Origin of the sequence: Paenibacillus sp. BIHB 4019 (assembly GCF_002741035.1) — a bacterium.
In the GTDB taxonomy this organism is placed as follows: domain Bacteria; phylum Bacillota; class Bacilli; order Paenibacillales; family Paenibacillaceae; genus Pristimantibacillus.
On record NZ_CP016808.1, the window covers coordinates 5,414,714 to 5,428,059 of the forward strand.

11 protein-coding genes are annotated in these 13,346 nt (G+C 49.4%); 10 read left to right on the forward strand and 1 reads right to left on the reverse strand.

Annotated features, from left to right (window positions below; all coding sequences use genetic code 11):
- Window positions 1–119: 119 nt before the first annotated feature.
- On the reverse strand, window positions 120–1,886 hold the full coding sequence (locus BBD42_RS23610; protein WP_099520138.1) for an Imm51 family immunity protein: 1,767 nt from the start codon (window positions 1,884–1,886) through the stop codon (window positions 120–122).
- Window positions 1,887–2,065: 179 nt separating this feature from the next.
- Here BBD42_RS23610 and BBD42_RS23615 point away from each other — a divergent pair, with 179 nt between their 5' ends.
- The 10 genes from BBD42_RS23615 to BBD42_RS32355 all read left to right on the forward strand — a co-directional run bounded on the left by BBD42_RS23615 (window position 2,066) and on the right by BBD42_RS32355 (window position 13,280).
- A complete protein-coding gene (locus tag BBD42_RS23615) occupies window positions 2,066–3,538 on the forward strand; it encodes a protein adenylyltransferase SelO (protein ID WP_099520139.1) in 1,473 nt (490 codons plus the stop codon).
- Between the two features lie 122 nt (window positions 3,539–3,660).
- Window positions 3,661–4,008, forward strand: a complete 348-nt coding sequence (locus tag BBD42_RS23620; RefSeq protein WP_099520140.1) for a DUF1801 domain-containing protein — start codon at window positions 3,661–3,663, stop codon at window positions 4,006–4,008.
- A 163-nt stretch (window positions 4,009–4,171) separates the two neighbouring features.
- Window positions 4,172–4,612 carry a hypothetical protein gene (locus tag BBD42_RS23625; protein ID WP_099520141.1) on the forward strand — a complete coding sequence of 147 codons (441 nt, stop codon included), beginning with the start codon at window positions 4,172–4,174 and terminating at the stop codon, window positions 4,610–4,612.
- On the forward strand, window positions 4,593–5,213 hold the full coding sequence (locus BBD42_RS23630; RefSeq protein WP_237163206.1) for an immunity protein Imm33 domain-containing protein: 621 nt from the start codon (window positions 4,593–4,595) through the stop codon (window positions 5,211–5,213). Before BBD42_RS23625 ends, BBD42_RS23630 begins: the two co-directional genes overlap by 20 nt.
- Before the next feature lie 94 nt (window positions 5,214–5,307).
- Window positions 5,308–6,264: an ATP-binding protein gene (locus tag BBD42_RS23635; RefSeq protein ID WP_099520143.1), complete on the forward strand. Its 957-nt coding sequence runs from the start codon at window positions 5,308–5,310 to the stop codon at window positions 6,262–6,264.
- A 22-nt stretch (window positions 6,265–6,286) separates the two neighbouring features.
- Entirely contained in the window at window positions 6,287–7,165 is an 879-nt protein-coding gene (locus BBD42_RS23640) for a tetratricopeptide repeat protein (protein WP_099520144.1), read from the forward strand.
- Between the two features lie 92 nt (window positions 7,166–7,257).
- Complete coding sequence (locus BBD42_RS23645) at window positions 7,258–8,757, forward strand: AraC family transcriptional regulator (protein ID WP_237163553.1); 1,500 nt, start codon at window positions 7,258–7,260, stop codon at window positions 8,755–8,757.
- A 106-nt stretch (window positions 8,758–8,863) separates the two neighbouring features.
- On the forward strand, window positions 8,864–9,850 hold the full coding sequence (locus BBD42_RS23650) for an ABC transporter substrate-binding protein (RefSeq protein WP_099520146.1): 987 nt from the start codon (window positions 8,864–8,866) through the stop codon (window positions 9,848–9,850).
- Window positions 9,843–10,655, forward strand: a complete 813-nt coding sequence (locus BBD42_RS23655) for a hypothetical protein (RefSeq protein ID WP_150131597.1) — start codon at window positions 9,843–9,845, stop codon at window positions 10,653–10,655. Before BBD42_RS23650 ends, BBD42_RS23655 begins: the two co-directional genes overlap by 8 nt.
- Window positions 10,656–11,069: 414 nt before the next feature.
- Window positions 11,070–13,280 carry a collagen-like protein gene (locus BBD42_RS32355; protein ID WP_237163207.1) on the forward strand — a complete coding sequence of 737 codons (2,211 nt, stop codon included), beginning with the start codon at window positions 11,070–11,072 and terminating at the stop codon, window positions 13,278–13,280.
- Window positions 13,281–13,346 lie beyond the last annotated feature (66 nt).

Sequence of the window (13,346 nt, forward strand, 5' to 3'; positions counted from 1 at the left end):
CTAGAAAAAATGCCCGAAGGCTTCTATAAAGGAGCCTATCGGGCATTTTTTGGTTAGCGATTATCTAAAATCAGGAGGTTAGCAGCGTTTAATGACTGAAGGCTAGTCGTTACATAAAATTAATCTAGCTCAGCGCGAGTAAATAGATCGCTGATTAAATCATGATCCTCACAGGCTGCTTTGAAGGCTAGCGCAAAATTCACCAGGGCTTCCCGATTGCTGGCGCACACGCAGAACATATCTGCCTCTGAATCGAAGTGGATATGCTCGGCAAGCTCCGGCATTTTTTCCTCCACAAATACGGCTGCAAGCGAGCCCCAGTCATAGCCGCTGCCTTGAAAGCCTTCTTCCGCCCTCGTATCAAAAAGTTCCTGCTTGTAGGTGCCGGCATTTAGAATAACAGACCAGGATTTATTGTCGTGTTCAATAAAAATAAAAGGCTGCAATTGTGCTATAATCCCGCCAGCCTCTGAAGGAAGCACTGCCTTATTGTTAGGAGCTGCATAGGCGTTTAACTGTTCAATCACCTGCTCGATAGCTTCATCCGTCATGGCGAGAGTACGGTCGGTTACGATGATTTTTCCCAGCTTGATGCGATCATCGAGCCAGTCGGTAATAAATGCCGGCGCATAGCCGCCTGTGCTAAACTCGCTTTCGCCGAATGCGATCAACTTATCATAGTCGTCAATATATTTTTTCCGTGCAGGATTCGGATAAGTTTTCGTGTAGAGCCAAAATTGCAAATCATACATCAAGGTAGACAGCTTGTCGGCTTGAAAGACGAAATAGCCCTTCTCCTCGGTAATCTGGCTGCAAATCGACCGGATTTTCTCTTCCAAATCATCCGTTTCCGTAACAGCAGCACAAAGCTCAGCCAAGAGAGGGGAAAATGCGCCTTCGGCTACTTTTTTCAAATCCGCTTCCTTCTCCTCAGCGGACCTATCGAACACATCATCATGAACGAGCCCTTTAATAAATTGTTCAAAGCTGCATGCCAAATACGTAATGTTGTATTCGTCCTCTTGATCAACGTGAACGACGGCAGGCTCGCCGTCTGGCCCGCAGAAGCGGTAATCCAGCATAATGACATCATGGCCTGCGGAAGGGCAGTCGCAAATGACGATCCCAAGGTCTGGATAGCCCCATTCTTCGATCATGAACCGGCTCCCTAAATCTCCGCCAAGCGTGTAGGATTTATTGCGTCCAATGCCCATAATGCCCGTAATCGCGACATGATTCTCTGACCAGGAGGTCGGCTCGTCCGCTGGGAAACGGCAATTGACGGGAACCCCGCCGTTTTGGCTGTTCATAAGAGCAATGTAGGAGGCCGGCAGCTTGTAGCCAAGCTCCTGCTCAATGGATGAGACCAGCTCAGCGGTTGGAGGGGGCAGCACATAAGACTTGCGGGCGTAATCGCTGTCCTCCCAAAAGCTTTGTAAATCGAACGAGGCGAAGGGCGCGTCATTCCCGCTGCCGCGCTTTTGCCCGACCGCTTCGCTTTCCTCTACATAGCGCTTATGCTGGCGCACCATTTTTTCAGCGAGCGGCTTGGTCCACTCCAAAAATTCCAAGGTTGGTTCCGATTGGGGGTCCAAGCGGCTGGATAGCTCAAAAGCCTGTAAGGCATCCACGTAACGCGCTAGAAAATAATAGGCATAGCCTTGGCGAAAATGCCACAAAGGGTCTTCTTTGCCTTGCTCGGCGATTAAGGAAAGCTGCTTAAGTGCCTCGCGGTAACAATCTGTATTGTTAAGGGCTCGGGCAAGCTGGATGATGACCTCATAATCTCTGTCGCCCTCAGGGATTTCTTGCAGTCGATCAACAATGCTCTCGAACGCCTCTTCTTCATGCCAAAGGTTGATTTGTGCCAGAAGCTGCTGGTCCATAAGTATGCTTCACTCCTCAATATGAAATAGCTATATCTGTTATGATATATTGTTAATTATATCCTGAGACGAAGGCGGCTGGCTAATTCATACGCGGCTAAGCGGGAATGCAGGATGTCGTTTCAAGATGTAGTATAATGAAGAAGTGTGCAAATTGATGGAAAAGTAGGCGATCGAATATGAGCGAGAAGCAAGCCAATATATATATCGGATGGAACTTTGACAACAGCTATGCAAGGTTGCCAGAAGGTTTGTTTACAGCAACAAACCCAACCCCAGTGCGCTCGCCAGAGCTAATTATTTGCAATGACAAGCTGGCTGAATCGTTTGGACTTGATGCCGAGGCGCTGCAAAGCGAGGAAGGCGTTGCTATGCTTGCGGGCAATCTAATTCCCGAGGGCGCTTTGCCGCTTGCTGAGGCTTATGCGGGTCATCAGTTTGGCCATTTTAACCGCTTGGGTGACGGGCGTGCCTTGCTGCTGGGCGAACAAATAACACCCTCAGGCGAGCGAGTCGACATTCAATTAAAAGGAGCAGGGCGCACGCCCTATTCTCGCGGCGGAGATGGCCGTGCGGGGGTTGGGCCGATGCTGCGCGAATACATCATTAGCGAAGCCATGCATGGGCTGGGCATTCCCACTACCCGCAGCTTGGCAGTCGTGAAAACGGGCGAGCCTGTTTACCGGGAGGATACGCAGCAGGGTGCTATTTTGACCCGCGTAGCTGCGAGCCATATTCGTGTCGGAACGTTTCAATTTGCTGCCCAATGGGGAACGGCAGAGGAGCTGCGGGCACTGGCTGACTACACGGTGCAAAGGCATTTTCCGCAAATTGCTGGGGAAGGCAATCGCTATCTCTCCTTGCTGCAGGAAGTAATTAAGCGTCAGGCATCGCTTATTGCCAAATGGCAGCTCGTCGGTTTTATTCATGGCGTCATGAATACGGACAACATGGCGCTTAGTGGCGAAACGATTGATTACGGCCCGTGTGCCTTTATGGATGCGTTTAGCCTAGCGACGGTATTCAGTTCCATTGACAGTCAAGGCCGTTATGCTTATGGCAATCAGCCTTACATTGCGGTCTGGAATTTGGCGAGATTGGCTGAATCGCTATTGTCGCTGCTGCACGACGATGAGGAGCAGGCGCTAAAGCTTGCTGAGCAAGCTTTAGCGGATTTCACAGACCAATACCATCGTCATTGGCTCGCAGGCATGCGTGGAAAACTGGGCATTTTCAATGAGGAGGAGCAGGACGACGAGCTAATGAAAGACCTGCTCACTTTGATGGAGAAGCATGGCGCGGATTACACAAATACGTTTGTGGCGTTAACCTTTAACAAGCCGGATGACTCGGCGCTATTTAACAGCGAGGAATATACAGAGTGGCATGAGCGCTGGCAGAATAGGCTGGGCAGGCAGGAGCAGTCCGTAGAGGAAGCGGGTCAGCTCATGCGCAGCAGCAATCCAGCTATCATTCCGCGCAATCATCGGGTAGAAGAGGCGCTGGAAGCAGCGGTTAATGGTGATTACAGTGTAATGGAGCGGCTGCTTGAGGCGCTAGCTGATCCGTATGCACATTCTCCAAAGCAGGCTGAATATGCAACTTTGCCTGAGCCGTCAGGCCGTGCTTACCGCACTTATTGCGGAACGTAGATACACGAATATGGACATCGCTTCCATAATCCTGCATAATACACTCAGGGAATGACAGCAGGAAAAAACAAGCTTGTGAATCATTGTCGAAATTCATTGGATAGGCGAGAGGTGGAGTCGTTTTGCCCGAAACAGAAGAAATAACCGCTTTTATAGAAGCGCTGGACGTGCCCTGGCAGGTGGAAGTATCGAATCAGCTACGAAGCCTCATACATGAGGCCATTCCAGACGTTCAGGAGCGACTGCAATATAAGAAGCCTCACTTTTTGAAAAATGGCAAGTATGCGGCGGTCATTTCGCCTTCCAAAAAAGCGGTTTCCTTTACCCTATTCCATACGACGGGTCTGGATTTGCCAGAAGAGCTGTTTGAAGGCCCGGAGGAGCGGAAAACGATCAAAATTCAGGAAAAAGATACCCCTGATTATTCGCAATTAACGAAATATTTGGAGCAGGCGTCGAAAGAGCTTTAGGTCTTTCCCGCTTTGTAAGTAAACTATAAAGCTGTCCAAGCACAAGAATGGAACTGAGAGGCTTCTGCAGCTCACAGCACAACTTTCTGATTTGTGCGGGGATGGCTTTTTTTATAAAAACAATTCTATTTCAGCGCGACGCTTGAAAGTTAAGGAGAGGCCAATGAATAGGGAAGAAGCTTTGGCATTGTTAAAATGTCATGCATTTGCGCATGACGATATCGAGCAGGAAAAAATGACGAACGGGTTTCTCGGCATGCTCCGCCCCTTTAGAGGCCAGCTCGTAGAGGATAATTTTCATGAGGTAATGACAATCCTTGATGTACTGTCGCCCGAATTAGCGAGTAAATTGGTCAGCAGTGAAATCATGGCCTGTTTATGGAGCATTTGCCATTTGGGCAGAGCCTGGGCGGTAGAGCCGGATGGCATGCTGCGGAGCAACGGCATCATTACGGCAGAGCAAACGCAGCAGATGGAGGAATGGCTGAGTATCATCTCTTATGCGGTAATGATTCTGCTGGAGGACGGCGGAGCAGAGGAAGCGTTCTGGGGATATGAAGAGTATAAGAGAGAAAGGGGAATGAATGATGGAATGGACGCTTGAAGATGTAGAACAAACGAGCAAGCTGTATCCAGACAGCTTCTTTATCCCGTCTGCTAAGGAGCGACGGTCGCAAGAAGCAGGAAGGCGGGTCCGATTGCATTTTACACTGGCAAACCCGGGTGAAAATGAGCCGAGAGCCGAACGGATGTGGGTGGAGGTTACAGGCTTTAACCAAGCGACTGAGCAATATACCGGGGTACTGACGAACCAGCCAGTATATTTGAAAACCTTGAAGCTAGGAGACAGCTTAGTGTTCGAGCCGCAGCATATTGCCAGAACGATTCTGCGGGAAGGCGATGAGAGATGGCTTGCGGATGGCGAAAAAATGGCGCTCGTGTCTAGGAGATGCTTGGAGCAGGGCGATGCCGTGTGCTGGATGTACCGTGAAGCTGGCGACAATGAGCACGACAGCGGCTGGCGTTTGTTCGCAGGCGATGAGGAGGATAGCTACATTAACGCCGATAATATTTTCAGGGTGCAGGTTTATGAAATGGTAGACCGGGATGCTAGTTTATTGATGCCTTTTAAGGGGGAGCTTGGCTCGGCGTTTGAAAGGCAGGGGCAGAATGCTGCATGGGTAGAGGTAGTGGAGGAAGAGTAGAATGGCCTGCTTCCCTTGCAAACGACCATATATTTCATTATTCTGGATAAATAGCGTAAATTCAGCATGCTAGATTAGTAGAGGAGAGAGCCTAATGTCTGATTTTGATGATCTCGCAGCGCAAAGGCGCAAAAATCTAAAGCTTATCCAATTCAATCAAGAGGATCAATCGCTTGTCGAGTCGGACAAGCCAGCGGAAACGTTCGATGATGTAGGCGGACTAGAGGATGTTAAGAAGAAAATTCGCATGAACTTCATTTTGCCGCTAAAGCAGCCGGAATTGTTTGCCGCCTATGGCAAATCAGCTGGAGGAAGCTTGCTGCTGTTTGGGCCTCCGGGCTGTGGAAAAACGTTTCTGGCACGAGCAGTAGCGGGCGAAATTGAAGCAAACTTTATCCATATTGAGCTGCAGGCCATTCTTTCGATGTATACGGGCCAGAGCGAGCATAATTTGCATGACTTTTTTGAAAAAGCCCGACAATGCAGGCCTTGTGTCATTTTCATAGATGAGCTTGATGCAATGGGCGGCAGCCGGAACCAAATGCGCCAGCATCACGATCGCATGCTGGTCAACCAACTGCTGCTAGAGCTGGACGGTCTGCAAGCAGAGAACGAGAACGTATTTGTAATTGGCGCAACCAATACGCCATGGTATTTGGATTCCGCGCTCAGACGTCCCGGACGTTTTAACCATCTCGTCTTTGTACCGCCGCCAGAGGAAGCGGAGCGCCAAACGATTTTGGGGCTGAAGCTGAAAGGCAAGCCGATGGATTCGCTGAATTTGGAGCGGATTGCTGCCGAGACGAAATATTTTTCCGGAGCTGATTTGGAGCAGGTCGTTAGCGATGCGGTGGAATCGGCGATGGAGCGCATTCTGGAGACGGGTGAAGTGCAGCCTATTTCTCAAAATGATGTGAAAGCTGCAGTAAAATCCCGCAAAGCGACAACACTGGAATGGTTTTCCACCGCAAAAAACTATGCGACCTTCAGTGATGTCAACCGTGATTACCAGGTTGTGCTGGATTATATGAAGAAGCACGGCATTAAATAGCAGGAAGGAGCAAGGAAAAGCTTTGGCGGAAGACAGAGATTTTGAGCAAAATACTTATACTGCTGTATATCAGCTGATCGAGTGGAAACGGTATAAGGAAGCTCTCGGGCAAACAGAGCAGCTTTTGCGCCATAACCCGGAAGATACTGATGCATTGGCCCTTATAGCACAGATTTATTTATTAATGGAAGATTACGAAAAAAGCTTGTATTGGTCCGGTGAAGTGTTGAAGCGAGATCCGGACCATACGGATGCTTGGTATGTGCGGGTTGTGGCCTATTACGATACGGATGATGTGGAGGCCTTTCTTGAAGCGGCACATGAAGCTTTGCGAATTGAACCATATAGAGCCCATTACTACTATTTGCTTGCTAGTCAAATGAACAAAATGGGGAAATTAAAGCAAGCGAAGGAGCATCTGCTGCAAGCGCTCCAGCTGAATGCAGATTCGCCGCTTTATTTGGCTGTGCTGAGCTATACGGAAGCGCTGCTGGGCCATTTTGAGGAATCGGAGCAGCTGGACAGGCAGGCTATTCAGATCGAGGCGGAAGATCCAGGTGTGCTGCTGCATCTCGCTTGGGCGGCAGGCCACCGCGGCGATTATACGCTGCAGGAAAAGTATATGCAAAGCGCCGTCAGGCTCAATCCAGAGGATAAGCAGTATCAGGATGAATATTTGAATGCTTTGCAAAACAGCCATAAGCTGTATCGTATTTTTTTAGCGCCAATGAAGGTTATAAGGCGCATGAAACGCTGGCAGATTCTCGTTAGCTGGCTAGTGGCGGTGTTCTTTTTTAAACCGCTCCTGATTCTATTTATTGTGCTGTATATTTTAGCCCATTGGGTGACGAAGGGCATTGTGCATGTACGCGTTTTTGGCTGGCGGCGTCGCGGCTCATGAATGATCTAGCGAATTTGATAAAGAGACTGATCTTTACTTCGGTTCACTGCTATTCTTTCCGGGGTCAAGCGGACGATCCATTAACTCCGAAAATGCTCCATACCTATTCCATAGTCTATGTAACTGCTGGCAAGGGCTTAATGAAAATGAACGGTCATGCTGCTCAAGTCAAGCCAGGCGATTTATTTTTTCTACAGCCTGAAATGATGGTCGAAGGGTATTCGGACTCCACCGATCCGATTCAGTATTCATTGATTGTGTTCTCCTGTATGCAGCTGAGCAGGCCGAGAGAAGGCTGGTCAGTGAAGCAGCCTATTTTTCCATTGAAGGGGAGGATGGGGGGAGTTGACGATCTTGCTGCGGTCGAAGGGCTAATCCAGCATTTATTTGAATTAAATCGGCATGCCAGAGTACAAGAGAGGCATACGATCCACTACAATCTTTCAAAGCTGCTGTTGCTGATAATGGGCAGAAGCATAGCGGCGGAGCAGCAGACTGTAGGCATGGAGCAGGTGCTGGCCTATATGAATGAAAATTACACGAAGGATTTGCAGGTCAGCCAACTGGCGGAAATGGCAGGCTTCAGTACGAATCATTTTACGAAAATCTTTAAACATCAAATGGGGATCACACCTACCGAATATCTTTTGAAACAACGAATTACTAAAGCAAAGCAATTATTGGTTTCTTCAATGAAAGCCAAGCGTGTAGCGGAGCAGGTCGGTTACAAGGATGAGCACTATTTCAGCAGAGTTTTCAAAAAAGCCGAAGGCGTTGCTCCTACCTTATATATTAAAAATAAATGCCACCGCATAGCGGCTTTATATTATGGACTGGATGACCATTTAATCACGCTTGGCTATAAGCCAGTTGCTTCGCTGTCTTATACGGGCCGGGTTTCCTCGTCCTGCTCCATTCCGGGGCTTAGCGCATCCAGCCAGCAAAGCTCTATGCTTCAAGGCGGTCACACGAATTACGATAAGCTGCTCCGAACAAAGCCGGATCTGATGCTGACAAGTGATCGTCTGGAGCGAGATGAGCTGCTGAATCAGATTGCGCCAACTGCTGTACTCAAGCATTCGAACAAGTATGGACAGACGCTGGAGCAGCTTGCTGGCCTATTAGGCAGAGAGCAGCAGGCCGCGGCATGGATAAGCAGCTATGGCGAGAGAACGGAAAGGCTGAAGGAACGAATGAAGGCCTGCTTGGGAGAACAGAGCGTTTATTTTATAAGGGTGAGCCAGAACTTTTATCGGGTATATGGGCGGAAAAATCAAACGGGCAGCCTTTTTTATGATGATCTGGGTTTAACGCTTCCGGATCGATTCCCTGCCCACGAATGGGCACTCGACATCCAGCTGAATGAACTGCCATTATTTAATTCACAGCATATTTTTCTGATGGCTGATTCAACTAAAGGTTCGAAGAAGCGATTGCAGCATTTGCTTCAATCGGAGGAGTGGCAATCCCTTGAGGCAGTACGTCGCCATCATGTATATGATGCTAGTGATTTATTTTTTAAAGCGCTAGGCCCTTCCGGGAGAATGTGGGCGATGAATTATGCAGCATTAAAGCTGGGAATAATAGAATGAAAAGATCCAACCTAATCGCATGGAATAATCCATGGTTATTGGAAGGGCCTTTCTTTATGATTAGTGATAATGATTATTATTACTATAAAGAGAGGGTTAACAACAAATGAATAAGCACCGAATGATGTACCTCGTATTATGGGCTATGCTGCTGCTTGCAGTGACGGCTTGCGGTAAAGCAGAAAGTCCAGCGAGCGAGCCCGAACAAACGAATCAATCTGCGAATCAACCTGTGGAAAAAGCGACTCGAACCGTTACCCACCTGAAAGGGGAGGCCATCGTTCCAGCTAAGATCGACAAAATAGTCGTGCTCTCCGCTGCTTATATTGATCATCTGCTGACTATCGGCGAAAAACCAGTTGGCGTAAATGTAGAGACCCGTTATGGCGGAGATTACCTGCCTTATTTGGCAAGCGAGCTGGAAGGCGTACAGCTGGTAGGCTCTGCGGATAGTCCCAATTTGGAAGCGATTGTTCAGCTGGAGCCGGATGTCATTCTCATAGAGAGCCGGACTGCGGAAAATACGTATGATCAGCTGGCTAAGATCGCGCCAACGCTTGTGCTTGGTACGGAGTGGCTGGAGTATGGCGATGATACGACCTACTGGACTGCGGATTTATTGAAGGTGGCCGAATTGTACGACAAAGTGGATTTGGCTAAAGAGAAAATTGCCGAGCTTGATGCAAAGGCTAAACAAGCCAGTGAGAAAATTAAGGCTATCGACAACTATAACCTTGCTTATTTAAGAGTCAGAGAGAAAAACCTGCAAATTTATGCGGAAAAAGGCCATCCAACAAATACGTTGTTGTACCACGATCTCGGCTTTACGAAAACGTCATTGACGCCTGAGGAGCAGCGCGGCGAGCTGTCTTTAGAAGTGATTTCAGGCTTAGACGCCGATTATATCGTGCTTGAAGTTGATCCTAATGGACAGGATAATCTCAAGAGCATCAACGATAGCTCTTTTTGGAATAAGGTTTCTGCGGTGCAAAACAATAAGGTGTATGAAACAGACTCGTTTTGGCTGTTTAAAGGCTGGGGCGTCATTGGACGCGGACAAATCATAGATGAAGTATTGAAGATGATTGAGTAAGAATATGGAGGTGTGTTCTCAGCGGGAACAGGCGGCTAACTTTTTACAACACCATTTTCGGATTTCCATAGGGGAATTAGTGGAAGAAGCTTATCCATTCTCTGCTGCAGAGCTTCTGGATCCAGCTAAATGTTCTCACATTATGAAGCTCCAGTCCAGACAATTGGGAGATCCAGGGGATATCGTTGTGGGAACCTTGTTTGCCAAACGTTACGCTGTATTTTTTATGGGCCTGCTGTCTGCTGTTAGTTTATTTGATTGCCAACTGGAAGCATCGCCTGCAGGAGTGCGTTTTCGAATAATGAATCTAGCAGCGATGGAGTACCAGGCAACGTTGGCCGTGTGTCCATGGCTGTCCGTTCTTGAGCTGGAACAACGCAAAGTAGAGGTTGAATATTGGACAGATCGTTTGCTTCAGCATACGGAAAAGATTTTGACGGCGGTATCCTTGCATACTGGAGCAAAGGTTAGCGTCATGTGGTCGCTGATTTCGCATTATGTTCAAAAATGTTATGCCCAACTCGAGCACAATACGAGCATTTGGCAAACGGAACAGCGATTGCAGCTTATAAAGGCTGACCGGCATGTTTTGTTCCAAAAAAGGCAGGGTAATCCGCTGGATGTTTCATTTAAAGAATTTCAGCATCGCCAATATGGAGGGTCTTTGGTTCTTTTACGGCGATATTGCTGCTTAGCTTACCGGCTGCGGCGGGAGGGACAGCAGGTGCATGGGTATTGCAGTACTTGCCCGAGGATCAGCGCTGAGGAGAGACTCGATCTATTGAATGATGGAGCAAATGCTTAGCTGTTAACGAATAGATTAGGTGTGCTTTTATAGAGGCTTCTGCGGCTAAAGCTGCTGGGAGCTTCTTTTTTATAGGAACAGTAGGTCAAGAGGCTTGTGATATTGAAAGATGGCTAAGTCAAAGAAACCTGCTCTTGATGGAGCCGGTTTCTTTGTGCTTTACACTATTCTTTTGAAGAAAAGGCATAAGTACAAACCGTATGATTGAAAAATCCATTAACTAGTATTAGAGGAGCAAAATCGAGGGGTTAAAAAATGAGCATGTTAGCACATTGGCAGAATGATTACTTTATATAGCTTTGGTTAGTAGCATGACGAGAATATGCAGCTTTCTATTTTATCGCTAGCTATATATTAATAATTTCAACAGTCTTCGGAAATTAGGATAACCGGATAAAGGGAGTGGCTAAAGTCATGTATTTAAGCGGCTCGGGATATTGCAGCAAATGCAAAGGAGATTCAACTAACCATTGTACTTGTGGTGGTCAGTTAAGCTGTAATGGAATACCCAGTAAGAAAGGCGTTACGGGAGCAACAGGAGCAACAGGAGCAACAGGCGAAACGGGAGCAACAGGGGCGACTGGTGAAACGGGAGCTACAGGGGCTACAGGAGCGACGGGTGCAACTGGCGAAACGGGTGCAACTGGAGCAACCGGTGCGACTGGCGGAACTGGAGCAACAGGGGCAACTGGTGCGACTGGCGGAACTGGTGCAACCGGTGGAACGGGAGCAACAGGAGCAACTGGAGGTACAGGTGCAACTGGGGCTACAGGAGCGACAGGAGCTACAGGAGCGACGGGTGCAACTGGCGAAACGGGTGCAACGGGAGCAATCGGTGCGACTGGGGCTACAGGGGCTACAGGAGCGACGGGTGCAACTGGAGGAACCGGTGCGACTGGCGGAACTGGTGCAACCGGAGGAACTGGAGCAACAGGGGCAACTGGAGGTACAGGTGCAACTGGGGCTACAGGAGCGACAGGAGCTACAGGAGCGACGGGTGCAACTGGCGAAACGGGTGCAACGGGAGCAACCGGTGCGACTGGGGCTACAGGAGCGACGGGTGCAACTGGAGGAACCGGTGCGACTGGCGGAACTGGTGCAACCGGAGGAACTGGAGCAACAGGGGCAACTGGTGCAACGGGAGCTACGGGTGGAACCGGCGCGACAGGTGAAACAGGCGCAACAGGGTTGACAGGTGTAACTGGGCCCACAGGACCCACCGGTGCAACTGGGGGAACTGGAGGAACCGGTGCGACTGGCGGAACTGGAGCAACCGGTGGAACGGGAGCAACAGGGGCAACTGGTGCAACGGGAGCAACGGGCGGAACGGGAGCAACGGGTGGAACTGGTGCGACAGGTGGAACCGGTGCGACGGGCGGAACTGGGGCGACAGGTGGAACGGGAGCGACAGGCGCAACAGGAGCAACGGGTGGAACTGGAGCTACTGGTGGAACGGGAGCAACAGGAGGAAATGGAGCTACTGGTGGAACGGGAGCGACAGGCGCAACAGGAGCTACTGGTGGAACGGGAGCAACGGGCGGAACTGGTGCTACTGGTGGAACGGGAGCAACGGGTGGAACTGGTGCTACTGGTGGAACGGGAGCGACAGGCGCAACAGGAGCTACTGGTGGAACGGGAGCAACGGGTGGAACTGGTGCTACTGGTGGAACGGGAGCGACAGGCGCAACAGGTGCTACTGGTGGAACGGGAGCAACGGGTGGAACTGGTGCTACTGGTGGAACGGGAGCAACAGGCGCAACAGGAGCAACTGGTGGAACTGGTGCTACTGGTGGAACGGGAGCAACAGGAGGAAATGGAGCAACGGGTGGAACTGGTGCTACTGGTGGAACGGGAGCGACAGGCGCAACAGGAGCTACTGGTGGAACGGGAGCAACAGGAGGAAATGGAGCTACTGGTGGAACGGGAGCGACAGGCGCAACAGGAGCTACTGGTGGAACGGGAGCAACGGGTGGAACTGGTGCTACTGGTGGAACGGGAGCGACAGGCGCAACAGGAGCTACTGGTGGAACGGGAGCAACGGGTGGAACCGGTGCGACGGGCGGAACTGGTGCGACAGGTGGAACGGGAGCGACAGGCGCAACAGGAGCAACAGGTGCAACAGGGGCTACAGGTCCCAATTTTGCTACAGAAGGATTTTCTGCATTTTTGTCTAATATTACGTTATCCGCAACGGGACAGCTTACAAACTGGTCCGTAGCAAGTCCCTATTATGGAAATCCGAACTTTAATGCAGTGACTGGAAACTACACAATTCCGACAACTGGAAGATACACAATTTTAGCAACTATAAATTATGCAACAACGGCAGCTCTGAGTGTCGCACTCGGTGCCGGAATCAACCCATTTTTTGTCGTTCAAAGAACCTCGCCTACGGTGACTCAATTAGTAGCAGGCCTGTTGCCCATATTAAATGTCAACATCGTACTGCTTTTAACATTACGAGCTGTTCTCGGAAGTGGAGAAGTGACTTTAGCAGGCGAGGTTACCCTTAATGCAGGCGATGTAGTTGGATTGTTTTATAATGCGAATGGATTAACAATTGCTCTTAACATCGGGAACGGCACTACGAATGGCGTTGTTTGGTCCATGCATGAAATCACTTAAACTGCATTTGAAATAAATTCTCATAATGTATGACCATATGCGGAGGAGGAACATTTAATATAAGTA